Origin of the sequence: Actinoplanes philippinensis, assembly GCF_900113015.1 — a bacterium.
GTDB classification, from domain to species: Bacteria; Actinomycetota; Actinomycetes; order Mycobacteriales; family Micromonosporaceae; genus Actinoplanes; species Actinoplanes philippinensis.
This window is the reverse complement of sequence record NZ_FONV01000002.1, coordinates 730,736-755,846: the sequence shown is the minus strand read 5'-3', so window position 1 is coordinate 755,846 and position 25,111 is coordinate 730,736. Positions and strand designations below refer to the sequence as shown.

Here is a 25,111-nt window from a genome sequence, read left to right as displayed (position 1 = left end):
GTGACGCGGAACGGGCTGGGGCTGACGACCTACGTACGGGCCACCGTCGCGGTCGCCGCGCTCGGCGCCGTCTGGTGTGTGGCCTTCCTGACCACCGGCGTCGGTATCGAAGCGTTTGCCTACGTCTTCGTGCCGGCCGGTGGCGCGACGGCGGCCGTGGCCGTCCGGCACGCGATGCGGGAGACCCGGCCGGGGGCCGCGGATCCGGTCGCCCGGCGGTTCTGGCGGGCCGTGCTGGCGGCGGTCGTCCTGATCACGGCCGGGTACGCCTGGCTCGCGGTGGACATGCTCACCCACGCCGACCAGGCCCGGACCCGCAGCATGCCGGCCCCGGCCGCGGCCCTGACGGCTCTGGGTTTCCTGCTCGCCTTCGTGGCGCTGGCCCGGGTGCCGGTCGTCGTCCCGGGCGCCGACCGCTGGCGGATCGCCCTGGACCGGATGATCGCCTTCCTCGGCTGCGCGGCCGTGCTCTGGTATGTCGGCCTGGCTCCGATGCTGTCCGCCCGCGAACCGTGGAGCCGGCAGGCGATGCTGCTGGTCGGGCTGGGTCTGCTGGTCGCGGTCGGTGCGGCCACGAAGGTGTCCTACATCGACGGTGGACCGGTCGACCGGGTGGCGATGCGGCTCGTCGCGGCCGCCGGCGGCATCCCGGCCGGGGCGGTGTCGGTGCTGGCGGTGCAGTTCGGGTACATCGCGAGCGTCCCGGCGCAGGCGATCGTGATGCCGCTGGCCCCGGTGCTGATCACCCTCGCCGTCGTGGCGCAGAGCCGCGCCGGTCGGCGACCGCCCCGGGATCCGGCCCGCCACGGGGCGCTTCTGCCGTACCTCGTCATGATCTTGATTGATGTGCCGTTGATCGCCGTCGCTCTCGGCGCGCCGCTGCGCTGGCCGGTGCGCGTGGTGCTGGTCGCCGCCGTCGTGGTGACCGCCCTGGTCATGGTCCGGCAGTACCTCGCCTCCCGGGAGACCGCGCGGCTGCTGCGCATCGCGCGGATCCAGGAGGAACGCCTCCAGCACGAGGCCGGGCACGACGGCCTGACCGGGCTGGTCAACCGGGCGCTGTTCCGCGAGCGGCTGACCGCCGCGCTCGCCGCGAACGGCCCGGTCACGGTTCTGGTGATCGATCTGGACGACTTCAAGACCGTCAACGACCTGCTCGGACACGGTGTCGGCGACATGCTGCTGGTCGCGGTGGCGAGGCTGCTGCGGGCCGAGACCCCCGACGACCATCTGGTGGTACGGGTGGGAGGCGACGAGTTCGCGGTGCTCCTGACCGGGGCGGCCGCCGCACCGGAGCAACTCGCCCGGCGGCTGCTGGACGCGTTCGCGCAGCCGGTCGGCGAGCACCGGCTGCTCGTGCAGGCCAGCATCGGCATCGCCACCGCCGCGCCCGGCGCCACCGTCGACTCGGTGCTGCGCGACGCCGACGTCGCCGTGTTCCTGGCCAAGCAGCGGGGCAAAGCCGGTTTCGTGCGCTATGTGGACGGCATGGCCGAGCCGGTCCTGGCGCACATGCAGCTCGGCGGCGAGTTGCGGCAGGCACTGGACAACGACGAGTTCCGGGTGGTCTACCAGCCGATCGTGCGGCTCGACTGCAACCGGGTGATCGGGGTCGAGGCCCTGGTCCGCTGGCATCACCCGACCCGCGGGATGGTCAGCCCGGCCGACTTCATCCCGGCCGCCGAACGGACCGGCCTGATCGTGCCGCTGGGCCGGTTCGTGCTGCGCGAGACGTGTCGTCAGGCGGTGGCCTGGCTGGCCGAGTTCGGCCCGGACGGGCTGCAGGAGGCGGGACTGAACGTGTCCGCCCGGCAGTTGCACGACCCCGACTTCGTGTCCGATGTGGCCGCCGCCCTCGCCGACACCGGGCTGCCCTGCGAACGGCTGGTCCTGGAGGTCACCGAGTCGGCGGTGCTACGTGGCACGCGGGTGTCCCGGGCGCTGTGCGAACTCGACCGGATGGGCATCCGTCTCGCCCTCGACGACTTCGGCACCGGGGAGTCGTCGCTGAGCCTGCTCCGCGCGTTCCCGGCCGCGATCGTCAAGCTGGACAAGTCGTTCGTGGACGGCATCGAGATCGACGACGGGCAGCCGGCCGCCGCGGACGCCCGCAAGGCGGTGGCCCGCGCGGTGATCCAGCTCGCGCACGCGCTCGGCCTGGACACCGTCGCCGAGGGCATCGAGAGCTCCGAACAGGTGGCGGCGCTCCTCGACCTCGGATACACCGTCGGCCAGGGATACCACCTGGGCCAGCCGATGACCGCCGACGGCGTCTCCCGGCTGCTGGCCCTCCAGCGCGGCACGCCGCCACCGGCCGGGAACGCCCGCGACAGCGGCCGGGGCCGGGACGCCCGCGCCGGCCGGACCGGCATCTGACGATCACCCGGAGGGCGTACCGATGAACCGCCCTGCCCCTGCCGCCTTCCAGGTTGAAACCGTGCAGCCTGCCGCGTCCCTCACCGCCCACCTGCGGATCCTCACCGCCGAGCAGATCACCGAGCTGGCGGACCTCCCGGTCCTGTCCTTCAGGCATGCCGGACTCCGATTCGGTACGCCCGGACTGCCGCTGCCGTGGGCCGAGGAACGCGGGCTCGTCGTGTCGGCGTGGGGCGTCATCCAGATGCCCCGCGAGGTCGCGCTCGCGCTGCGTGGCAACGGCTCGGCCCCGTTCGACCCGCGGGCCACCGCCCTGCGGCTCACGCCGGTCGCCACCGAGGTTGTCGAACAGGAGGCGGCGGCCGCGGCTGCCGAGACCCTCGCCGCCGTCACCGCGGTCGTCCAGATCATGAGCAGCGGCCCGGTACCCCTGCTCAAAACCGGTGGCATGGGCGTCCGCGAGTTGCGCCGGATCGCCAAAGCCGCGGGACAGGACGAGGACCGCGCCCGATTCACCATCGAGCTGATCGCCGCCGGGGGGCCGGCCGAGGCCTCCGACGCCGGGCTCACCCCGATCGCTTCGTACGACGACTTCGCCGCCATCGAGCCCGCCGACCGGCTGCTCGACCTTGTCGACGACTGGCTGACGATGCCCGCCTGCCCGCTCGCCCCCGCCGATCCCGGCGACCCGGCCTCCGCCCGGGTGCTCTACTGGGACGAGCACGAGGAGTACACCCTCGTGCCCTTGCGGGGGCTGTTCCTGCGCGCGCTCGCCGAGGCGGTGCCCGAGGGAACGGCCACCAGCCCGGACGGCCTCGCCGAACGGATCGCCTGGCAGGGGCCCGCCATCAGCGACCGGGCCGACGACGACCTGGACCGGTACGTCACCGGGATCTGGCGGGAGGCGCACGTGCTCGGCCTGCTCGCCCACGGAACACCGACGGCGCTGTGCCGGGCCCGGCTGTCCGGCGGGCCCACCGCCGCCCGCGACCGGGCCGAGGCGATGCTGCCACGGCCCCTGGACGCGGTCCTGCTGCAGAACGACCTGACCGCTGTCGTCACCGGCACGCCGTCGGCCGCCCTCCTCGAACTGCTCGACAGCGCGGCCGCGCCGGAATCCCGCAGCGGCGCCTGGACCTGGCGGTTCTCGCCGGCGAGCGTGCGCGCGGCCCTCGACGCCGGGCACACCGCGGAGGAGTTGCTGGCCCGCCTGGCCGCGGTGGCCGACGGTGGCCGCGTGCCGCAGACCCTGAGCTACCTGATCGACGACCTGGCCCGCCGGTACGGGCGGGTCCAGGTCCGCCCCACCGGATCCTGCCTGTGCAGCGAGGACACGACGCTGCTCACCGAGATCCGCAACACGCGCTCGTTGAGACCGCTCGGGTTGGTCGCGCTCGCCCCGACCGTGCTGGCCAGCGCGAAACCACCGGCCGAGACGCTGGCCGCGTTGCGTGCCGCCGGATACACGCCGGCGAGCCTCCAGGCCGACGGCAGCCCGGCGATCGAGATCCGGCAGCGGCGGCGCGCCGCCCCGGCGCCGGACACCGCCGATTTCGACGACGACTTCCCGGCCCTGCACGACCCGGCCGAGGTCGCCCGGACCCTTCTCGGCCGCCGCGGCCGCTGATGTTCGCGGCGCAGGCGTTCGGCGTGGGACGCTGGAGGAAGAGACACCCGGGAGGTGAGGCGATCCGATGAGTGTCGCGTTGCTGGAGCACCCAGAGCCATGGAGCGAGGAAGAGTTCTTCGGGCTGGGTGAGACCTCGAATCGGATCGAGTTGATCGATGGGAGCCTGTGGGTGAGCCCCGCGCCCGGCAAGCGTCATCAGCACCTCGCATTCCTGCTGGCCAGAGGGCTTTATGCCCCGGCTGAGCAGGCCGGACTACTGGTGTTGCAGGACGTCAACCTGCGGCTGGCAACCGGAAGGATCATGCAGCCGGACGTCGTGGTGGCCGATACCGACGATATCGGCACCACCGTGGAGGCTGCCGAGGCCAAGCTGGTGATCGAGGTGGTGTCACCGAGCAATGCCGGGACGGACCGGCTGCTCAAACCACAGCTGTACGCGGCAGCGGGCATCGGCTGGTATCTGCGGGTCGAGCAACCGGAGGACTCGGTGGAGTTGCACCTGCAGCGCCTGGCCGGCGATCACTACGTGCCGGTGACGGTCGCGGTTCCCGGGCAGGAGCTCGCCTCGGCCGAGCCGTTCCCGTTCGCGTTGGAGGTGGCGTCCCTCCTGGGCCGCCGCCGTGGCTGAGGTGGCCGGTCAGGTCAGGGTGGCGCGCCAGCGGGTGAGGACGTGGTCGATGTCGGACCGGATGCGGGCGCGGGCCTCGTCGCGGGGGACGCCGGACATCAGCAGGTCGTCGTAGGGGGTGTCCTCGTGGCGGATCGAGGCGATCACGGCGCGGGTGACCGCGTCCGGGTCGAGGGCGCGGCCGGCGGCGCTGCGGCCGACCCGGCCACTGCCCCGGATGCTGGTGTGGCGGCTGATCTCGTCGGCGCGGGCCGGTGGGCAGCCGGGGAACATCGCGGCGATCAGCTCGGCCAGCCGCTGCTGGAACGTCTCGTCGGCGGCCTCCCGGCGGATCCGGTCGCGGTCGCGGCGGCGGGCCCGGGCCTCCTCGTCGGACAGGCACTGCTCCTCGGCCTGCTCGACGGCCGCCTGTTCGACGAGCAGACCCCGGCGTTCATATCGTCGGCGGGAGCTGTTGAACCGGACCACGACGGCGGACAGCCGGCTGGCCTGTTTGGCGCGGCGGGTGAGGGCCGCGTCGCCGGACGGCAGGAACACCAGGTGGTCGAGGTCGGCGCAGGTCAGGCAGACCGGGCCGGCATCCTCCATGATCAGCATGCCGTCGTCGGTGGCAGCGCAGACGGCGCAGGTGAACGGCTTGGACGGCAGCACCACGACCAGGTCCGGCGGCTTGCTCTGCCGGGTGGTGAGCCGCTCCCGCTGGCTGTCGGTGAGGTCGGCGGAGAGCCAGTGCGTCCGGTACGCGGCCTCCCGCTCCGGGTCGCCCCCGGCGGTGAACCGCAGCGGCCGCCGGTCGCGCGCCGCGGCGACGTAGTCGATCTCGCTGGGCCGCAGCCCGCGGCTGTCCACCCAGCGGCGGAACACCTCCAGCGCGTCGGCGAGCCGGTCGGGTGACACCGCGGCGATCGACTCCAGGTCGGGCACACGGCCCTGCCGCCAGTCGGTGACGCGGCCGGGCGGCAGCCAGCCCATCCCGGTGAGCACGTCGACCGGGCTGACCTGACGCTGCCGGCCCAGCGCCTCCTCGGCGGCGGCGATCACCCGCCGCTCCAGCTTCGTGGCGCCCTGCATGCGCGCATGCTACTGCCCGAGCCGCCGGGCGGCGACCGACCGCCCCCGGCGTGCGCGGCGTGTCACCGGCCGAGCCGTCCGGCGGCGACCGACCGCGCCCGGGGTGCGCCGCGCGTCACCGGCCGAGCCGTCCGGCGGCGACCGACCGCGCCCGGGGTGCGCCGCCCGTCACCGGCCCGCTGTGCCGCCCGTCATCGGCCGAGGTTGGCGACGGCGGTCATCAGCAGCCGCCAGAAGGCGTCCACGTCCAGGCCCACCGCGACGTCCACAGTCGACGGGCGGCCGGTACGGCGGTGCAGGTCCACCACCGTCGCGCCGCGGGTGTACGTGCCGGCCAGTTCGACGGCGACCGGCGCGGTGACGGTCCGTACGATCGACGGGTCGAGGACCCGGGCCACCGCGATCGGGTCGTGCACCGGTGGATGTTCGAAACCGAACGCCCGGTGGTACGCGGCGGCGAAATACGTCATCAGCTCCGCGCACACCCCGCCGAGCCGGGTGCCCAGGCCCCGGAACTCCGCGATGACCTCGCCGGTGGCCAGCGCCTGATGGGTGACGTTGAGGCCGATCATCGTGGCCGGCACCCCGGACCTGAGCACGATGTCGGCGGCTTCGGGGTCGGTGACGATGTTGAACTCGCCGTACGGCGTCGTGTTGCCCCGCTCGGTCGAGCCGCCCATGAGGACGATCCGGCGGATGCCCGGCGTCACCTCGGGATGGCGGCGCAGCAGCAGCGCCACGTTGGTCAGCGGTCCGAGGGCGACCACGGTGACCGGCTCGGCGGCGCCGGTGATCAGCCGCCGCATCAGCTCGACCGCGTGCACGTCCGCCACGTCGGCGACCGGCACGTCCAGGTCCGGCCCGTCGAGACCGGTGGCGCCGTGGATGTCCTCGGCCACGGTCAGCTCACCGACGAGCGGCCGGTCACAGCCGGCCGCCACCGGGATGTGCCGGGCCCCGGCGAGGGCGAGGACCCGCTGCGCGTTCCGGGTGGTCTTGTCGAGTGTCTGGTTGCCGGCGACGGTGGTGACGCCGAGCAGCCGGGCCCGCGGGTCGCCGACGGCCAGCAGCAGCGCCAGCGCGTCGTCGTGGCCCGGATCGCAGTCGATGATCACCGGAGCGGGCGGTGCTCGATCAGCCCGACCAGGTTGCCCTCGCTGTCGCGGACGAAGGCGTGCACCTCCTCGGTTCCGGCCGGTCCGAGGCGGTCGTCGGTGTGGGTGAAGATGACGTGCGGCTCGCTCTCGACGGCCGTGCCGGCGGCGCGCAGGCGCTCGACCGTGGCGGCGACGTCGTCGACGAGCAGGTAGTGCAGGGCGGACGGCGCGCCGGTGTCAAGCAGCAGCCGTAGTCCGTTCAGGTCGAAGAAGACGAGACCCGGCGGGTCGAACGACGCGACCGGCGGCGCGCCCAGGAGATCGGTGTAGAAGGCGGTGGCGCGCGGCAGGTCCGCGGCGTGCTGGGCGATCTGAACGGCTCGCACGATGGGACGACTCCCTCGGAGGACGACGGTGGCTAGGGTGGCGCGGTGACGTCTTGGAGCGCACCACCAGCCTCGCACGCACCGCGGTCGTGGACCCCGGAGGACACCGGATTCGACGACCACCGGGACGGGCTGGTCGTCTCGAGCTGGCTGCGCTCGGTGACGCCGCCGCGCCGTGGCGGGCTCCGGACGGCGATCCGCCCGCTGCCCGGCGCCGACGAGGCGTGGGCGGGGCTGCGCCACGCGATCTGGGCGCAGGACCGGGCGATCCGTGACAAGTCGAACGAGTCCTCCCGGGTGTGGCAGCTGGTCACCTCGCCGGAGTCCGGGGACCGGGCGCTCGGCGGACGGCTGCTCGGCCCGGACGCCCGGATCGGGTCGGAGGCCGAGGACGTCGCGCTGGCCCGGGCGGTACGAGAGCGGTTCCAGTATCTCGACGAGAGCATCGACGACCGGCTGGCCGACTTCCTGGTGGCCGGGCACGGGCTGCCCGAGGCGTGCCGGCGGGTCCTGCTCGGGTTCCGGTCCGATCTGCCGTACGTCGGCGCCGGGGTCTTCGGGCGTCTCCGCGAGCTGCTGGTCAGCACCGACGACGCCACCTACGCGCGGGCCCGGGACGTGTTGCTGGACGTCCGGGACCGGATGGCCGAGCAGCTCAGCGGCAACACCCGTGCCGACCTGTTCTGGGCGGTCAGCTACCTGCTGCCGATCGGCCCGCAGTCCGGCGCGGAGGAGCGCGACGCCCACGCGGAGGCGATGCGGCACGTCGGCGAGTTCGGCAACTTCAACGTGCACGCGTCCGGGCTGGCCTCCGGCGGCCTGGACACCCTGGAGCGGTTCCTGCACGCCAACCGGAAGGTGCGGCACGAGTTCTTCGGCGCCACCGGCCCGCGCCTCTACCTGGCCGGGATGCTCGACGTCGCGGGCGGCGAGGCAGGGCCGGTGCTGAGCCGGATGCGGCCCGCCTACCCGTTCCACGACGACGAGTACTACAACGGGCTGTGGTGCACCCTGCTCGCTCACGTCGACCACGACGCGGCGCGGGCGGCGCTGGCCGGTGAGCGGGAGGCCGGTCACGCCTGGGCGACCGGTCTCACCCCGGTCAAGGAACGGGAGCATCCGGGCGTACCAGATGGATCGCCGTGTGCTTATCAGCCGCCGGAGGCGGCGCGGCCGACGTGGCTGGACGTGGCCGTGCCGGTCGAGCCGGTCCTGCGTTTCCGTGCCGAGGAGCGTGAGACCGCCGAGCGGGCCGGGGTCTACGAGGACGCGATCCAGTGGGACGGCGTGCCGATCGGCCGCTGCGACACCGCCGCCGTGACCGCCTGGCTGGAGCACCGCGAGCATTTCGCGATCCCGACGCCGCTGCCCGCGCTCGCTCTCGCGCCGGAGTGGACGCACGAGCGGCTGATGGCGCTCGGCTTCGAGAACTTCCACTACTGGGTGTCCAGACTGACGCCGATGCTGCTGCTCCGGCACGGGATGAGCCACGTCGCGCCGCTGCTGGCCGCCTTCGAGGACGGCCGGAGCGCCGAGCCGGCGCTGGAGGCCGCGCAACCGGTCGGGCACCCGTCGCTGGCCGGGCCGATCGTCCGGGCCTTCGCCGTCAAGAAACAGCGCCGCCTGGCCCGGTCCTGGCTGCTGCGGCATCCGGAGCACGCGGCCGCCGGAACCGTCGCGCTGTGGACCGCCGACCCGGCCGACGACGCGACCGGCCGGGTGCTGCGCTACCTCGACACGCAGGGTCACCGTGCGCTGCTGCTCATCCAGGCCGGCGACCGGGCCGCCGAGCTGACCGCGTTCCTCGAGCGGGACCCGCTCGAGGCGCCGAGGGCGAAGAAGCCGAAGATCCCCGCGTATCTCACCGACCAGCCGCTGCCGCCGCTGATCACCGCCTCCGGCGGCCGGTCGGCCCCCGACGAGCAGGACCATTTCCTGGTACGGCTGGCCACCTGCAACACCGACGAGGTGCATCCGGTGGTTCTCGCCTCCCGGGACCGCTGGACGGCGGCGTCGCGGGCCGCGTTCGCCGACGCGCTGTTCGACCGCTGGGTGGCGGCCGGGGCGCCCGCCGCCGACGGCTGGTGCATGCAGGCCGTCGGCCTGATCGGTGACGACGCCGGCGCGCGCCGTGTCGCCGCGCACGCCCGCCAGTGGGCCGGCACCCGGGCGGCGGCCCGTGCCCAGGCCGCTCTCGACGCGCTGCGCCACCGTGGGACCGACGCCGCCCTCATCGAGTTGAGCCTGCTCGCCGAACGGTCCCGGTTCCCGGTGTTCAAGAGCGTCGCCCGCGCGCACATCGAGGCGATCGCCGACCTGCGCGGGCTCACCTCGGACGAACTCGCCGACCGGCTCGTGCCGCTGCTCGGGCTCGACGACGAGGGTGGCGGCACGGTCGAGGTCGACGCCGGGACGTTCCGGATCGCCTTCGACGAGCGGCTCCTGCCGGTGCTGCGTGACGACACCGGCCGCATCCACGCCGACCTGCCGAAACCGGCCCGCGGCGCGGACCGGGTCAAGCAGAAGGCGGCGAAGGACCGGCTCACCGCGCTGCGCAAGGAGGCCCGCTCGTCGGCCTCCCTGCACGTGGCCCGCCTGGAGCGGGCGATGTGCGCGCAGCGGCGGATCCCGGCCGGCATCTTCCTCGACCGGTTCGCCGGCCACCCGTGGATGACGCACCTGGCGCAGCGCCTGATCTGGGGCGTCCTGGTCGACGGGGTTCTCACCGGCACCGTCCGGGTCGCCGAGGACGGCACCCTCGCCGACGCCGGCGACGAGCCGGTGACCCTGCCCGGCGGGTCGAGCGTCAGCGTGCTGCACCCGCTCGACGCGCCGGACGGGGTGTTCCCGGCGTGGGCCGAGGTGTTCGGCGACTACCAGCTGCTGCAGCCGTTCGCACAGCTCGACCGGCCGGTCTGGACCGACGTCGCGGACCTGGACCGGTTCGGCGGGCGCAAGACCACCTACGCGATCCTGCGCGGCCTCGAACGACACGGCTGGACCCGCTGGTACGACGCCGCCGTCCAGATGGCGAAACCACTCGGTGGCGGCGCCTTCGCGATCCTCGGCACCGACCCGGGCTGGCACGCCTCGGACACCGTCGACTCGGCGCTGCCGCAGACCGTCACCGGCGTCACCCTGTTCGGCGGCGACGGGATCACGCTCGGCGGCCTGCCACCGGTGGTCTTCTCCGAGCTGGTCCACGACCTGCGCGTGCTGGACTGAGCAGCACCCGCAGCACCCGGCCCGGCGCCAGCAGGTGGCCGGGCCCGGCCAGCATGTTCGACACCCGCAGGAACGCGGCGCCCAGATCCGTGTCGTGGACCGCCGCCGCCCGGTACCGCCGCAGGTAGGCGTCGAGCGGCCGGTCCACGGCCCGGCGGCGGCCCTCGACCTCCGGGAACCGCAGGTCGGTGGCGGTCGCCATCGACCACGGCGAGTCCACCAGCCGGGCGGCGCCGGTGAACCAGCGGCCGGCGCCGGCCGTCCGGGCCAGCGCGAGGGCCTGCAGCGCGGCGACGGTGATGCCCTGGCCGTAGATCGGGTTGAAGCTGCAGACCGCGTCCCCGACGGCGACCAGACCCCGCGGCAGGCGGGGCATCCGCTCGTAGTGGCGGCGCACGCTGGCCGGGAACCGCATCCGGACCGGATCGCCGAGCGGCTCGGCCGTACGCAGGAAGTCGCTGATCTCCGGACCGGGCAGGGACTCGGCGAACGCCCGGACCCCGGCGTCGTCGTCCGGCGGCTCCTCCCCGAGGATCCCGCCGAGGAACAGCACCACCCGATCGTTCTCCTGCCGGACCGTCACGCCGGTCCGCGGCATCCCCGGGTACGGCGCGTTGATCACCGCGAACCCGATGCGCTCCGGGTCGTACCGGTAGTGGCGGGTCGAGTAGACGACATCGGTGCGGACCGTGCTGACCGGCACCTCGCCGTACCCCAGGTCGCGCAGCCAGACCGGCAGGCGGCTGGCCCGGCCCCCGGCGTCGACCACCAGATCGGCCTCGATCGTGCCGCCGACGGTCCGGACCCCGCACACCCGGCCGTCCCGCGCCCGGCCGCCGCGCGCCGGATCCTCGTGCAGCAGACCGGTCACCTCGGCAGCGTCGGTGACGGTCACCGACGGCAGCGCCCGCACCCGCTGCCGGACCAGGTGTTCCAGCAGCGGCCGGGTCACCCCGTAGACCGGCATCGACGACCGTGCCCGGCGCATCGGCTGCCCGTCCAGATACCAGAGACAGTCGGCCTGCAGGTCCCCGGTCGGCACCCCGGCCGTGAGCATCTCCGAGGTGAACCCGGGAAACAGCTCGTCGAGCACCATGCTGCCGCGGGCCAGCAGCGCGTGTGCCTGCCGGCTCTGCGGCACCCCGCGCCGGGCCGCCGGCCCCTCCGGCAGGTCGTCCCTCTCCAGCACGGTGACCCGCTCGAACGCCACGCTCAGCGCCCTTGCGGCCAGCAACCCGCCGACACTGCCCCCGATGACCACCGCATGTCTCACTCCACGGATGATCCCGGCCGGCATCCGGCGCCGGCGGCGTTTCGCGCACCCGTCAGGCTCCTGGCGTACCGGGCCGCCACCACCCGCTTCGGTTGAGCGGCCTGGATAGCATCTCGGGTTCTACAGCGACGGATGAGGGGGGACCGTGGCACGTCTCCAGCAGGGATTACGCAAAGCGGCCAAGGCGATCGCGGAGGGGGCCGATCCTCGGGCCGTGGCGGTGGAGGAGGCTCGCCGGCTGGGCAAGGCGGTGGCGTCGGGGCAGCTGGATCTGGGGGTCGATCCGGTCGACTTCCCGGCGGCGCGGGACCTCGGCGGCAGCGTCGACACCGTCATGGAGCAGCGGATGGTCGCGCTGGACGAGGCGGGGGAGGTGCTCAACCGCAGCGAGCTGCGCCGGCAGGACGGCGAGCAGGTGCACGTCATCTGCCCGATGGTGATCCCGCGCGGCCGTTCGCTGGTGACCATGCTGCCGGTGCTGCTGCTGCCGGTGATCGGGGTGGCGGCGGCCGCGGCGATCGGGGTGGCCGGCGGCGACGTGCTGACCAATCCCTGGTTCGGCGTGCACTACTGGGTGCTGTCGCTGCTGGCGGTGGGCTTCGTCTGGTGGCGGCAGGGGATGGTGATGGTGCCGGACGGCTGTGCCGCGCTGATCACCCGGTTCGGGAAGCTGGAGCAGGTGGTCGGGCCGGGCCGGATCATCCTGCTGAACCCGTGGAAGCGGGTGTCGTACATCCTGAACACCACCCGGGAGTACCCGTTCAACGCCCCGGTCCGGGAGGCGCCGACGAAGGGCGGGGTGAAGGCGTCGATCGACCTGTTCATCCAGTTCCGGATCAGTGACCCGGTGGAGTTCGTCTACACGCTCGGCGCGGTCCGCGGTTTCGAGGAGAAACTGGGCAACGCGGTCAGCGAGACGATCCGCAGCCTGATCTACGAGCAGTCGGCGGCGGACATCTACAACATGGTCGGCGAGGAGACGGGCCGTCTGCTGGACCAGCTGAACCAGCAGTTCCGTCCGGCGGTGGAGCTGACCAACGCGAACATCACGCACGCCGAGCCGTCCGACCGCAAGTACCGGATGGACCTGGCCGCGCCCGAGATGGTGCGGGTGGCCAAGGACGCCTACACCCACGAGTACGCCCTGCAACTGCGCAAGGAGCAGGACGAGGGCGACCTGATCAAGGAGCTGGCCAGCCTGCAGGAGACGCTGTCGGCGATCCAGGCCGACATCGCGCAGTACCAGGCGCAGATGGACACCGCCCTGGAGCGGGAGACGAACCGGGCCGAGGCGCTGGCCCGTCAGCGGTACATCCTGGCCGAGTCGGAGGCGAAGGCGAACGCGGCGCTGCTGGAGGCGCAGGCCCTGGACATCCGCGCGGTGACCGTGGCCGAGGCCCCGGAGATCCTGGAGTACCGCTACCAGCGGGAGGTCCTCGACCGGCTGGAGGCGGTGGCCGGGCACCTGCCGCGGCTGGTCCGGATCGGCGGCTCCGCCGACCCGAACGGCGCGGTCGGCATCGACCTGCTGCAACTGGCCCGCGAGATGGTCGGCGAGCGGGGCAGCGAGCTGTTCACCGAGGCGGACATGGCGGCCATGCGCACCCGGCTGGCCGAGGTGGCGCAGCGTATCGCCGACCGCGAGCAGGAGATCAACGCGTTGCGCGACGCCGGCCGGCCGGCCGTTCCGGCCGTCGAGGTCGAAGAGGAGAACCAGGCATGAGTACGGCTACCAAGGGCCGCAATTCGACCATCAGCGAGGTGGTCGCGCCGTGGAGCGACGTGGCCCGGCTGCTGCGCGGCGGCGAGGCCGGCACCCTGGTCCCGGTCGTCATCCCGAAGCATCGCCGCCGGCTCGGCTGGCTGGCCCCGCTCTGGCTCGGCCTGCTGGCCCTGCTGTCCGGGGTGATGTCCACGATCCGTGGTGACGCCGGTTTCCCCGGCTTCCTGGCGTACCTCTCCGGCGTCCTGTTGCTGCTGGCCGGGGCGCTGTGGTGGTGGCGCAGCTCGATCGTGGAGATCGAGCAGGGCACCAACGGCGTGCTGACCCGGTACGGCGCGGTCTCCCGCACCCTGGAGCCGGGCCGGCACTACCTGTGGCACCCGTGGTCGCGGGTCGCGTTCGTGGTCGACGTGGCGACCGAGATCCCGTACTCGGCGCCGGTGATGGCCTGCCCCACCCGGGAGAACGTGCCGCTGCGCTCGATCGAGTTCTTCCTGAAGCTGCGGATCACCGACGCGGTCCTGTTCGTCCGGACGATCGGGGCGGGCAACTTCGACCTGGTGCTGTCCAGCGCCGTGCAGGACGCGATCCGGCAGCGGGCCCGGATGGTGCAGACCGAGCGGGCGTACGACCTGCGCGGCTCGGACGTGGCCGACATGCAGGATCTGCTGAACCGGCAGCTGGACCGGTACGGCGTACGAATCACCGGCTGCAACATCCCGGACGTGCAGCTGCCCGCCCAGTACCAGCAGCACCTGGCCACCCGGGAGCGGGTGGCGAAGGAGAGCGCCGCCTACGAGCAGGAGTGGGGCCTGACCCGCAAGCGCCGGATCGACCAGTTGCAGATGGACATCGAGCGGGCGAAGAAGGTGCGCGACGCCCGGATCGTCGAGGTGAAGGCGTCCCTCAACAAGGCCCGGGAGCAGGTCGCCCAGCTGCTGGAGGAGCAGGAGACGAACGCGCAGCGGGTCCGGTTCGAGATCGAGACCCGGGGGCGCAGCGGCCTGATCGCGGCGGAGAACGAGGCGAAGGCGCAGCAGCGGCTGGCCCAGGCCTACCGCGACAACCGGGCGGTCCTGCAGTACGAGCTGGCGCTGCGCCGGCTCGAGGTGGGCGCCGAGCTGGCCGGCAAGGCGCCCCAGCCGGTGGTGGTGCGCACCGACGGTGACGGCGGCGCGGACACCTCCGCGCTGGCGACCCTGCTGGCCGCCCAGTTGCTGCCGCGGCCGGCCGCTCTGCCGTCCGCGGACCGCCCGGCCGGCGGGGTTGGCAACGACGCGGCTTGATGCCATCGTCGACCGATGATCGACGATGCGTATCTCTGGCTGGAATCTCTCGACGAGCCCGAGGCGGCCCGGTGGGTCGCGGAGCGCAACGCCGAGACGCTGGCGGCTCTGGCCGATGAGGACTTCACGCGGACGAAGGACGCGATCCGGGAGGTGCTGGACAGCAGCGACCGGATCGCGTTCCCGAGCTGGTGCGGTGACGGCTTCTACTACTCGTTCTGGAAGGACGCCGAGCATCCGCGTGGCCTGTGGCGGCGGACCACCGCCGAGCAGTACCGGCGGGACGAGCCGGAGTGGGACGTGCTGCTCGACGTCGGCGCGCTGAACGAGGCCGAGGGCGAGAACTGGACGTGGAGCGACGTGACGGTGCTGCGGCCCGGCCACGACCGCTGCCTGATCAGCCTGTCCCGCGGTGGCGCGGACGCGTCGGTGGTCCGCGAGTTCGACCTGGTCCGCCGGGAGTTCGTGACCGACGGGTTCGTCCTGCCGGAGGCGAAGTCCGACGTCGGCTGGATCGACGCGGACCACATCTTCGTCGGCACCGACTTCGGGCCCGGGTCGCTGACCGCCTCCGGCTACCCGAGGGTGATCAAGCGGTGGCGGCGGGGCACCCCGCTGGCCGAGGCGGCGACGGTGTTCGAGGGGCGCGTCGACGACATCGTGGTCCGCGCCCACCACGACGCCACCGAGGGCTACGAGCGGGACATCATGATCCGGCACCCGACCTTCTTCACCAGCGAGTATCACGTGGGCCCGACGGGCGGCCCGCTGGAGCGGGTCGACGTGCCGGAGGACGCCGACTGCCAGGTGCACCGGGAGTGGCTGCTGGTCCGGGTGCGGACACCGTGGACGGTCGGCGGTGTGACGTACCCCGGTGGGTCGTTGCTGGCCACCCGGGTCGGCCGCGATGACTTCACCGTGCTGTTCCGGCCGGACGGGCGCAGCTCGCTCAACAGCTGGTCGTGGACCCGCAACCACCTGCTGCTGGTCACCATGACCGACGTGCGGACCGAGGCGCACGTCCTCACCCCGGGCGAGCCGGAGTGGACCCGGCAGACCCTGCCCGGCGCCGGGGAGTACGCGCAGGTGTGGATCGTCGACACCGACCCGGATCGCGACGACTCGTACCTGATCGCCGCCGAGGGCTTCCTGCGGCCGACGACGCTGAGCCTGGGCACGGTCGGCGGGCCGGTCGAGGTGCTCAAACGGCAGCCGGCCTTCTTCGACCCGGCCGGGCTCGAGGTGCGGCAGTTCTTCGCCACCTCGGCCGACGGGACCCGGGTGCCGTATTTCGTGGTCGGCGGGGAGAAACCCGGTCCGGCGCTGCTCAGCGGGTACGGCGGTTTCGAGATCGCGCTGACTCCCGGCTACGACGCGGTGATCGGCCGGGGCTGGCTGGCCCGGGGCGGCGCCTACGCGGTCGCCAACATCCGGGGCGGCGGCGAGTACGGGCCGGACTGGCACCGGGCCGCGCTGCGGGAGAACCGGCTGCGGGCGTACGAGGACTTCGCCGCGGTCGCCGCCGACCTGGTCGCTCGCGGGATCACCACGCCGGAGCAGCTCGGCATCACGGGCGGCAGCAACGGCGGCCTGCTCATGGGGGTGATGCTGACCCGCTACCCGGAGCTGTTCGGCGCGGTGGTCGCGTCGGTGCCGCTGCTCGACATGCGCCGTTACACCAGGCTGCTGGCCGGGGTCTCCTGGGTCGCCGAGTACGGCGATCCCGACGTGCCCGCCGACTGGGAGTTCCTGCGCGAGTACTCGCCGTACCAGAACGTGCGGGCCGGCCGGTCGTATCCGCCGGCGATGTTCCTGACCTCGACCCGCGACGACCGTGTGCATCCCGGGCACGCCCGCAAGATGGCCGCCCTGATGCGAGAGCAGGGCCACGAGGTCTCCTACCACGAGAACGTGGAGGGCGGGCACGCCGGCGCGGCCGACAATGATCAGGCCGCCACGATCCGGGCGCTGGCGCTGGAGTTCCTCTGGCGCAGGCTGGCCCGCTGACCGTGCGGCTGCTGACCTTCAACACGCTGTTCCGCGGTGACGTGCGGGCGCGGTTGCGGGCGCTCGGCCCACGGCTGGAGCGGGGCGGCCACGACGTCGTCTGCCTGCAGGAGGTGATGTACCGGCGCCACGCGAGCCTGATCCGCTCGCTGACGCCGAGCCTGCGACATGCCGCCTACACCGGGTCGGTGCTGCTCAAGGGCGGTCTGGTGGTGCTGTCCCGGTGGCCGATCGTGGCCCGCGAGCATTCCGGCTACCCGCGGACCGGGCCGGCGCGGCCGGAGTTCCTGATGCGCAAGGGCGCCCAGATCCTCACGATCGCCACCGGTGACGGCGACGTCGTGGTGGTCAACACGCACCTGTCGGCCCGCCTGGACGAGCGCTACACAGCCGTCCTGAGGTCCGAATTCGATCATCTGGCGGAGCGGCTGGCGACGATCGACCGGGCGACTCCCCTGGCAGTTGTCGGCGACCTCAACGTGTCCCGGACGTCGTCGCTGCTCACCGGCTTCTTGGCGGCGGCCGGGCTGCGGGACGTGCTGGCCGGCGACCCGCGGCCGACCTACCGGCCGTCGCCGGACTGGCCGTCGCCGACGGCCCTCGACCATGTGCTGGTCCGGGCGGTGCCGCGGGCCGAGGCCCGTTTGACCTTCCAGGAGGAGGTACGCCTGGACGACGGCCGCCCCGCGTACCTCTCCGACCACTACGCCGTGGAGGCCGAGCTCATCTGGTGAACAGCACCACCCGGGCGTCCACGTTGACGATGTGACCGCTGCCGAGCGGCGCGACCGGCCGGCTCCAGTGGACGTGCCCGCACAGGGTCAGCGCCGGCGGACGCCGCTCCAGCAGGGTGCGCAGGGCGGGCCGGCCGGGCTGGTCGGGGCCGGTGCCGCGCGGGCCCTCGTGCAGCAGCAGCACGTCGGGTGGGGGCGAGCCGGCCTTCTCCACCGTGGCCAGGAACGCTTCCTCCGTACGCCGGAATGGTTGTGAAGGGTCTCCGATGACGCCGCTGACGCCCGCGACGGTGAGCCCGCCGTGCTCACGCCGGGCTCCGTCGAGCAGGGCGACGCCGGGGCCGAGCCCGCTCACGCCGCCGGTGACCAGGTCGTGGTTGCCGGCGATGCCGAGGACCGCCGGGCAGCCGGCGGCGAAGGCCGCCCACACCTCGTGCACGTCGCCGGACGCGCCGCGGCGGTCGGCGTTCGGCGCCGAGTAGAGGTCGCCGGTGAGCAGCACGGTGATGTCGCGGGGCGCCGGCAGCAGGCCGCTCTCGCCCCACAGCCGCAGGTATCCGGCGAGGGCGACGCCGAGCAGGACCGGTCTCCCGTCGTCGGGGGAGACGGCGATGCCCTGGAGATCGCCGGTGGCGAGCAGCGCCGGGCAGCCGGCCGGCAGCGTGTCGACCCGGAGGCTCTCGACGGCGAGTTGCAGCGTCCGGGTGGCGCCACCGGGACCGGCCGCCCGGTACGGGATCGTCGCCAGCCGCTTCGGCCGGTCGTCCAGCAGGCGCATGTCGTTCTCCCCGTCCACGCATCAGGTCGACAGCCATCGAATCGTGGTTTGTGGATCACTGCAACCGATCTACCCGTCCTGCACCTCCGCGGGGGTGAAATCGGCGGGCGTCGCCGGTGGACGGCGGCTGCTCGGTCGATGCTGGACGGGGAGCCCGGTTCGGTTGCGCGGCAACCGATCCGCAACGCCGGGACGCATCGCGGGGAGGGCGAGTGCGCCGGACCGGTCCGGACGGCAACCTGACGGCAACGTCCGAAGAGGGCGCACCCGGTCTGCAACCACTTTGCCATCAGCCGGAAGCTGCAGGAACCGACGCCGGAGCCGAATGAGAGGTCACCCCCGAAAAGCAACCTTGCGAGAGGCATCGATCCCCCATGAGCAGCTTCCGTGTTCGCGCCGGCGTCCTCGCCTCCACCGTTCTGATGAGTCTCGGTCTCGCCGCCGCGCCCGCCCTCGCGGTCGGGGAGACTCCCACCATGACGGACCGGATGGCCGCGGTGCAGACGGCCAAGTCGCTCAACTACTACCCGTCGGACGCGGGCTGGTCGGCGATGTGGACCGGGTTCGACGCCGTCAAGATCGACGCCGACCTGGCGAAGGCCGCCGGGCTGGGCGCCGACAACGTGCGGGTGATCGTCTTCCCGCAGGCGTTCGGCTGGCCCACCCCCAAGCCGGAGTACACCGAGAAGCTGCGCAAGTTCATCAGCATCGCCGAGGCGCACGGCCTCACCGTCAAGGTCACCCTCTTCGACTGGTGGGCCGGCTACAACGAGGTCACCAACAGCGTCAACTGGGCCAAGTCGGTCCTCGCGCCGTACGTGGACGACAGCCGCGTGATCGCCGTCGAGCTGAAGAACGAGTTCCAGCCCGGCGACGCCGCCGCTGTCACCTGGATCAAGCAGGTGCTCCCGGCGATCCGGGCCTGGGCCCCGGCCATGCCGCTCACCCTCTCGGTCGACGGCGGCACCGGCGCCCCCGGCATGGCGCAGATCAAGTCGGCGCTCAGCGCCACCCCGCTCGACTACTACGACTTCCACTTCTACGGCTCCTCGGAGCGGGCGCTCGCCGAGATCCGCAAGGCGCAGGCCGCGGTCGCCCCGGCGCCGGTCGTGATCGGTGAGACCGGTGTCAGCAGCGCCGTGGTCAGCGAGGGCGAGCAGGGCGCCTACCTGGCCCGGGTGTTCCGGGCCGCGGCCGAGACCGGGGTCCGCTCGGTGTCGCCGTGGACGCTGAACGACTTCGCGAGCGGCGCCATCCCGGCCAACTCGCAGGTCTCCCAGATGCCGGCCCAGTACAAGTTCGGCCTCTTCCGCGCCGACGGCTCGCCGAAGTTCGCCTCGACCGTGGTGAGCAGCTGGTGGACCACCGGCACCGTCCCGAACAGCCTGCTCAACCTCGGTTTCGAGGCGGCCGCCGGCGACTCGCCGTGGCGGGTGGCCAACGCCGACGCCGGCGCCCCCGTGATCGTCTCCGACGTCGCCCGCACCGGTGCCAAGTCGGCCCGTTTCGCCGGCACCGGCCGTACCACTGCCGGCCTGCCCTCGCTGGTCACCTCGCCGATCACCCCCGTGCAGGCCGGCTACCGCTGGCGCGCCGAGGCGTACGCCCGCGGCGTCAACGCCACCGGCATCACCGAGATCGCGCTGAGCTGGTTCGACGTCAACGGCAAGTGGATCAGCCAGAACACCTCGAACCGCCTGCCCGCCGGGAACTCGTCGTGGACCAAGCTGGTCGTCGAGGCGGCCGCCCCGGCCGGCGCCACCAGCGTCCAGCTGCACCTCAAGTCGGGTGACAACACCGGCTCCGTCTGGTTCGACGACGTGGCCGTCTCCTGACCCCAGGAGAAAGAAGAGGAACCCGGGCGGGTGCCGCGACAGCGGCGCCCGCCCGGGTCGTTTCCGTGGCAGGTCCTTCGGCGCCGTCCTGCTCGCCGTCGGTGCCGGTGGTGTACCCGCCGAGCCGGCGGCCGTCGGCGTTGAAGGCGCTGACCTCGTACCCCTTCGCCGTCCGGCACCGCGGCAGCTCGACCACCTCGCCGCCGGCCGCGATGATCGGGCGCCGGTCGCGCTCGGCCGGCCCGCCGGCGATCCGGCCGTTCATGGCGGTCAGGTTCGGCGACACGCTCCTCGGCGGCTCCTCGTATCTGCCGTCGGCGATCGGGCCGTTCGTGGCGGTCAGGTTCGGCGACACGCTCCTCGGCGGCTCCTCGTATCTGCCGTCGGCGATCGGGCCGTTCGTGGCGGTCAGGTTCGGCGACACGCTCCTCGGCGGCTCCTCGTATCTGCCGTCGGCGATCGGGCCGTTCGTGGCGGTCAGGTTCGGCGACACGCTCCTCGGCGGCTCCTCGTACAAGCCGTCGGCGATCCGGTAGCGCAGCGAGGTGTAGTACCGGCTGCAGCTCGCCGATGAACGCCGGCCCGACAGCGCCGCCGGCACGGCCGGCCGTGACCGCACCCTGGCGCCCGCCGTCGGTGGGCAGCCGGACGACCGTGCAGCCGGTCGGCGCCGCGGGCGCCGGGCTCGGCGTGGCGGTGACCGCGGGTCGCGGGGCCGGGGCCGCTCGGGCGGCGGGAGCAGCAGCCGGACCTTCCACCAGCCCCGGCGCCGGTCGTCGAGGAAGACCCGGACCGGCATGGTGTGCACGTAGGCGTCCACGTCGTCCACCCGCCCGATCCGCGGCCACCGGGCGTACAGCGTGGTCAGCGTCCGGTCCGGCGGCGGCTCGCCGGGAGAACGGAAAACGCCCCCGGTGACGGTCACCGGGGGCGGATCGGGGCGCTATGGGTCTAGACGGTCTCCAGGGCCGGCCGGCCGAGCCAGGCCATCAGGTCGGACGCGCGGACCGGGCGGCTGATGTAGTAGCCCTGGGCGTACGTGCACCCCATGTGGCCCAGCAGGATCAGGGTCTCCTCGTCCTCGACGCCCTCGGCCACCACGTCGAGGTCCAGGGCGCGGGCCAGCTCCAGGACGGCGCGGACGATGGCGGTGCCGCCGTGCGAGCCGGAGAGCGTCCGGATGAAGCTGCGGTCGATCTTCAGTTCGTTGAGCGGCATGCTCTGCAGGTACGACATCGACGAGTACCCGGTGCCGAAGTCGTCCACCGACAGCCGGACACCCATCGCGCGCAGCTCGGTCAGAATCTTCGAGGCGCGTACCGGGTCGTTGATGATGGAGGTCTCGGTGATCTCCAGGGTGAGCGCGCCGGGCGCGACGCCGGAGGCGGCGAGAGCCTTCGCGACACGGTCCGGGAAGGTCTCGTCGAGCAGGCACACCGTCGGCACGTTGACCGCCACCGGGAGCGGCGTGTCCTGGGCGCGCCAGATCCGGTGCTGATGCAGGGCCATGGTCAGCACCCGGTCGGTGAGCGGCACGATGATCTCGTTCTCCTCGGCCTGCGGGATGAACTCGCCCGGCTGGAGCAGCCCGCGGACCGGGTGCTCCCAGCGGATCAGCGCCTCCACGCCGACCACCCGCCAGGTCTTCGTCGACACCTTCGGCTGGTAGTGCAGGACCAGTTCGTCCTCGTCGATGGCCCGGCGCAGCTCGCCGATCAGGCTCAGCTGCTGGGAGCTGTGGTTGTCGGCCGACGGGTCGTAGACCGCTACGCCGAGCCGGTTGCGCTTGGCCGTGTACATCGCGATGTCGGCGTGCTGGAGCAGTTCGGCCCCGGACGAGCTGTGCAGCGGGTAGACGGCCGCGCCGATGCTGCCGCTGATGTCGACGGTCACGCCCTCCAGGTCGGCCGGCCCCTCCATGGACTCCAGCAGCCGGCGCGCTATCTCCGAGCAGTGCTCCGGGGAGTCGATCTCCGGCATCAGCACGGCGAACTCGTCGCCGCCGAGCCGGGCGACCGTGTCCGAGGTCCGGACCGCGGCGGTCAGCCGGTCCGCGACTTCCTTGAGCAGCAGGTCGCCGGCATGGTGGCCGAGGGTGTCGTTGACCTCTTTGAACTTGTTGAGGTCGAGCAGCAGCAGGCCGACCGACTCCTGCTGCTGCTTGGCGACCCAGAGCGCGGCGTCGATCTCGTCGGCCAGCAACGCCCGGTTGGCCAGGCCGGTCAGCTCGTCGTGCAGCGCCCGGTAGCGGCTCTCCACGGCCTGGCCCTCGATCCGGCGCTGGTGGGTGAGCAGGATCGACGCGCAGAGCACGAGCAGGAGGAAGTCGGTGCTGCAGACGACGGCCGCGGCAAGGCTGAGCTTCTGGTTGAACTCGTCGGCGTCGGCCAGGTAGGCGTCCATCGCGAGCCGGTGCCGGGTGACGTTCGCGTTGGCCATCTTGCGCAGCATCGAGGAGCCGAGAGCGGCCTGGTCGGCGAGCAGTTGCGTGTAGTCGGGGTCGCTGGTGGAACGGCGTACGTCGATGAGGGTCTGGGTGAACGCGCCGTAGGCGTCGGTGGCCAGCGCGGCGTTCTGCACGTCCAGGTCGTCACCGTTGCGCGACTGCCAGGCCAGGCCGGGACTGGCCGAGTGCAGGGCGCTGTCCAGCAGGTCACGGCCGAACTTCTTGGCCACCACGTAGCTGTTGAGCGCCTCGGTCTCGACGCTGATGTTGACGTCGAGTTCGGCCCAGTGATCGCTGATCTGCGAGACGTGCCGGACGTGACTGGTGGTTCTGGCGTTGGTGGTGATGCTGATCGCGGCCAGTGCGGCCAGCGCGAAGACACCGACCGCGAGACCGATGACGGCAGCGCGCGCCACGGCCTTGCTGCGGAAAACCTTCCCGAGCACCCCGATACCTCCACAGAACATCCCGATGCGGGCCCCTGGGAGGGACCGCTCGCGGTGCTATCGATCGGCTGAACCGACGCCCGGTTAAAGGAGATCCCCCATACTGACTTGAAGAAGGCGCGAACATGGAACAGCTATGAAATATCGGATCTTTCGCTCTGCACTGGTTCTGCTGCTCCTGGGCTCGGCGTCGTGCACGAAGCAGAACGACAATGAGGGCCATGTCCCCATGGTCGGCTTCGTGGTGGCCAACAAGCAGCTGAACTACTCCCAGGAGATGTCACTGGGTTTCATCGCCGGGGTGAACGAGGTCAAGGGCGTCAGCCTGCAGGTGGACGGGCCGAACATCATCGACGGCCCCCGGCAGCTCGCCCTCTTCCAGGAGATGCGCAAGACCGCCCCGGACGGCATCGCCGTCTTCACCCTCACGCCGGACCTGTTCGCCGAGCCGATGGCCGCGGCGATCAGTGAGGGGATCCCGGTCATCGCGGTGGACAGCCCGGCCCTGCCGTCGGCCGGCGTCCAGCTGTTCATCGGCAACGACAGCTACGAGCTCGGCCGCCTGCTCGCCCGCAAGGTGATCACCCAGCTTCCGTCGAACGCCACCGGCAAGGTCGTCCTCGGCACCTCCTCGCCCGGCGTCTCGGTGCTCGACCGGCGGGCCATGGGCATCCGTGACGAGTTCAAGGAGCGACTTCCCACCGTCAGCGTGTTCGGGCCGTTCGACACGAAACAGGAGGTCGAGGCGAACATGGAGGCGTGGGAGACCCTGGTCAAGGCGAACCCGACGGCGCTCGCCTTCATCGGCACGAGCGACGCCGACGGCTGGAATCTCGCCGAGATCCGCCGCCGGGAGATCGCCTCCTGGGTGGCCGGCGCCTTCGACATCGACCCCAAGTCGCTGGCCGCGGTCAAGGCGGGCGACCTGATCCTGGTCTCGCCCGAGCACTACGTGAAGGGCGCCGTCGCCGGCCGGCTCCAGGCCGAGCACGCCAAGACCGGCAAGGCGCTGCCCAAGGGCTGGTTGTACGTGCCCGGCCTCGCCGTCGACCGGTTCAACGTCGACGAGATCCTGGCCCGGCAGGCGACCGTCGCGACCCGGGCCAAGGCCCTCACCGCCGAGGTCGACAAGGTGCTGAGCGATCCCGCCTACCTGCGCCCGATGTCCGAGGTGAGCTGACCCGCCGGCGGGTGTGCCCGGTGAGGCATGGTTGAGGGGTGACTCGTCGATGGCACGTCCCCGCTCTGGCTCTGCTCGCCGTCTTCGCAATGGCCTGTGGCGAGGCGGGCAAGGCCACCCCGGGATCCTCCGGCAAGCCCGAGCCCACCCGGCCGGCAACCGGCTATCCGGCCTCGATGGTGGCGCTCGGCGACTCGATCACCGCGGGCCTCGGCGCCTGTCTCGCCTACGTCGCCTGCACCCGCAACTCCTGGTCCACCGGTGACAACGAGGCCATCCAGAGCCACTACCAGCGCATCCTGGAGAAGAACGACGCGATCAAGCGCCATGCCGACAACCTGGCCGTCCCCGGCGCCGAGGCCGACGCGCTGGACGATCAGGCGCGGCGGGCCGTCGCGCGGAAACCGCAGTACGTGACGGTGCTGATCGGCGCGAACGACGCGTGCGCCGGCCGGGTGCAGGACATGACGCCGGTAGCGGCCTTCCGCGAGGAGGTCGACAAGGGGCTGGCCCGGTTGAAGAAGGGACTGCCCAAGTCCCGGGTGCTGGTGGTGAGCATTCCCGATCTCTACCGCCTCTGGCAGGTCGGCCGGGAGAACGAGAAGGCCGCCGAGATCTGGAGCCGGGGCCGCATCTGCCCGTCGATGCTGGCCGAGCCGACCTCCACGGCCGCCGCCGATCAGGAGCGGCGGGAGAGCGTCCGGGACCGGATCGACGATTACAACACCCAACTGCGACAGGCCTGCCGGGCGTACGGGGAGCGCTGTCGCTGGGACGGCGGGGCGGCGCACCGGGTCCGTTTCGAACTCGGCCAGCTGAACCAGTTCGACTACTTCCACCCGAACGCGGAGGGACAGAAGAAGCTGGCCGATGTGGTCTATCCCGGTCGCTTCACTTGGTGACCGACGTCACAAAACGGCAATTTGGCATGAGCTTTCGCGGCTTCGGGTGATTTCGGCACGTACCTCCGGGAGATATGCAGGCCACAGA

18 protein-coding genes are annotated in these 25,111 nt (G+C 72.4%); 12 read left to right on the top strand and 6 right to left on the bottom strand.

Annotation, left to right across the window (positions count from 1 at the left end):
• The 3 genes from BM290_RS50565 to BM290_RS06850 all read left to right on the top strand — a co-directional run bounded on the left by BM290_RS50565 (position 1) and on the right by BM290_RS06850 (position 4,634).
• Positions 1-2,376 (top strand): putative bifunctional diguanylate cyclase/phosphodiesterase, encoded by a 2,376-nt coding sequence (locus BM290_RS50565; RefSeq protein ID WP_275413186.1) that lies wholly within the window; start codon positions 1-3, stop codon positions 2,374-2,376.
• A gap of 61 nt (positions 2,377-2,437) precedes the next feature.
• Complete coding sequence (locus BM290_RS06855; protein ID WP_143133636.1) at positions 2,438-4,003, top strand: helicase-associated domain-containing protein; 1,566 nt, start codon at positions 2,438-2,440, stop codon at positions 4,001-4,003.
• A gap of 67 nt (positions 4,004-4,070) precedes the next feature.
• Positions 4,071-4,634, top strand: a complete 564-nt coding sequence (locus tag BM290_RS06850; protein ID WP_093611087.1) for a Uma2 family endonuclease — start codon at positions 4,071-4,073, stop codon at positions 4,632-4,634.
• Positions 4,635-4,643: 9 nt separating this feature from the next.
• Here the strand turns inward: BM290_RS06850 and BM290_RS06845 are convergent, their stop codons facing one another.
• The 3 genes from BM290_RS06845 to BM290_RS06835 form a co-directional block, all read right to left on the bottom strand.
• Positions 4,644-5,705, bottom strand: coding sequence for a DUF2293 domain-containing protein (locus BM290_RS06845; protein WP_093611085.1), 1,062 nt, complete (start codon positions 5,703-5,705; stop codon positions 4,644-4,646).
• 191 nt (positions 5,706-5,896) lie between these two features.
• Positions 5,897-6,820 (bottom strand): nucleoside hydrolase, encoded by a 924-nt coding sequence (locus BM290_RS06840; RefSeq protein ID WP_093611083.1) that lies wholly within the window; start codon positions 6,818-6,820, stop codon positions 5,897-5,899.
• A complete protein-coding gene (locus BM290_RS06835; protein ID WP_093611081.1) occupies positions 6,817-7,188 on the bottom strand; it encodes a VOC family protein in 372 nt (123 codons plus the stop codon). Before BM290_RS06835 ends, BM290_RS06840 begins: the two co-directional genes overlap by 4 nt.
• Positions 7,189-7,233: 45 nt before the next feature.
• On the opposite strand from BM290_RS06835, the gene BM290_RS06830 reads away from it, so the two are divergent.
• Entirely contained in the window at positions 7,234-10,413 is a 3,180-nt protein-coding gene (locus BM290_RS06830; RefSeq protein ID WP_093611079.1) for a DUF4132 domain-containing protein, read from the top strand.
• Here BM290_RS06830 and BM290_RS48155 read toward each other — a convergent pair.
• Complete coding sequence (locus BM290_RS48155; protein ID WP_177319607.1) at positions 10,346-11,686, bottom strand: NAD(P)/FAD-dependent oxidoreductase; 1,341 nt, start codon at positions 11,684-11,686, stop codon at positions 10,346-10,348. The two genes, BM290_RS06830 and BM290_RS48155, sit on opposite strands and share 68 nt — an antisense overlap.
• A 145-nt stretch (positions 11,687-11,831) precedes the next feature.
• Between BM290_RS48155 and BM290_RS06820 the strand changes: the two genes are divergently transcribed.
• From BM290_RS06820 to BM290_RS06805, 4 genes are read left to right on the top strand one after another with little or no spacing between them, the layout of a single operon-like run.
• Positions 11,832-13,409: an SPFH domain-containing protein gene (locus BM290_RS06820; RefSeq protein WP_093611075.1), complete on the top strand. Its 1,578-nt coding sequence runs from the start codon at positions 11,832-11,834 to the stop codon at positions 13,407-13,409.
• Complete coding sequence (locus BM290_RS06815; protein ID WP_093611073.1) at positions 13,406-14,695, top strand: SPFH domain-containing protein; 1,290 nt, start codon at positions 13,406-13,408, stop codon at positions 14,693-14,695. Before BM290_RS06820 ends, BM290_RS06815 begins: the two co-directional genes overlap by 4 nt.
• A 15-nt stretch (positions 14,696-14,710) precedes the next feature.
• A complete protein-coding gene (locus BM290_RS06810; protein WP_093611071.1) occupies positions 14,711-16,702 on the top strand; it encodes a prolyl oligopeptidase family serine peptidase in 1,992 nt (663 codons plus the stop codon).
• A 2-nt stretch (positions 16,703-16,704) separates the two neighbouring features.
• Positions 16,705-17,436, top strand: a complete 732-nt coding sequence (locus tag BM290_RS06805; RefSeq protein ID WP_177319606.1) for an endonuclease/exonuclease/phosphatase family protein — start codon at positions 16,705-16,707, stop codon at positions 17,434-17,436.
• Here the strand turns inward: BM290_RS06805 and BM290_RS06800 are convergent.
• On the bottom strand, positions 17,426-18,214 hold the full coding sequence (locus BM290_RS06800; RefSeq protein ID WP_093611268.1) for a metallophosphoesterase family protein: 789 nt from the start codon (positions 18,212-18,214) through the stop codon (positions 17,426-17,428). The two genes, BM290_RS06805 and BM290_RS06800, sit on opposite strands and share 11 nt — an antisense overlap.
• A 374-nt stretch (positions 18,215-18,588) precedes the next feature.
• Between BM290_RS06800 and BM290_RS06795 the strand changes: the two genes are divergently transcribed.
• Together BM290_RS06795 and BM290_RS48150 are read left to right on the top strand one after the other, a co-directional pair.
• Positions 18,589-20,049, top strand: a complete 1,461-nt coding sequence (locus BM290_RS06795; protein ID WP_093611067.1) for a glycoside hydrolase 5 family protein — start codon at positions 18,589-18,591, stop codon at positions 20,047-20,049.
• A 65-nt stretch (positions 20,050-20,114) separates the two neighbouring features.
• Complete coding sequence (locus BM290_RS48150) at positions 20,115-20,585, top strand: hypothetical protein (RefSeq protein WP_177319605.1); 471 nt, start codon at positions 20,115-20,117, stop codon at positions 20,583-20,585.
• A gap of 415 nt (positions 20,586-21,000) precedes the next feature.
• Here the strand turns inward: BM290_RS48150 and BM290_RS06785 are convergent, their stop codons facing one another.
• Positions 21,001-22,941 (bottom strand): putative bifunctional diguanylate cyclase/phosphodiesterase, encoded by a 1,941-nt coding sequence (locus tag BM290_RS06785; protein ID WP_177319604.1) that lies wholly within the window; start codon positions 22,939-22,941, stop codon positions 21,001-21,003.
• Positions 22,942-23,077: 136 nt separating this feature from the next.
• Here BM290_RS06785 and BM290_RS06780 point away from each other — a divergent pair, with 136 nt between their 5' ends.
• Together BM290_RS06780 and BM290_RS06775 are read left to right on the top strand one after the other, a co-directional pair.
• Complete coding sequence (locus BM290_RS06780) at positions 23,078-24,121, top strand: sugar ABC transporter substrate-binding protein (protein ID WP_093611063.1); 1,044 nt, start codon at positions 23,078-23,080, stop codon at positions 24,119-24,121.
• Positions 24,122-24,159: 38 nt separating this feature from the next.
• Positions 24,160-25,023 carry a GDSL-type esterase/lipase family protein gene (locus BM290_RS06775; RefSeq protein WP_093611061.1) on the top strand — a complete coding sequence of 288 codons (864 nt, stop codon included), beginning with the start codon at positions 24,160-24,162 and terminating at the stop codon, positions 25,021-25,023.
• The last annotated feature ends 88 nt before the right edge of the window (positions 25,024-25,111 follow it).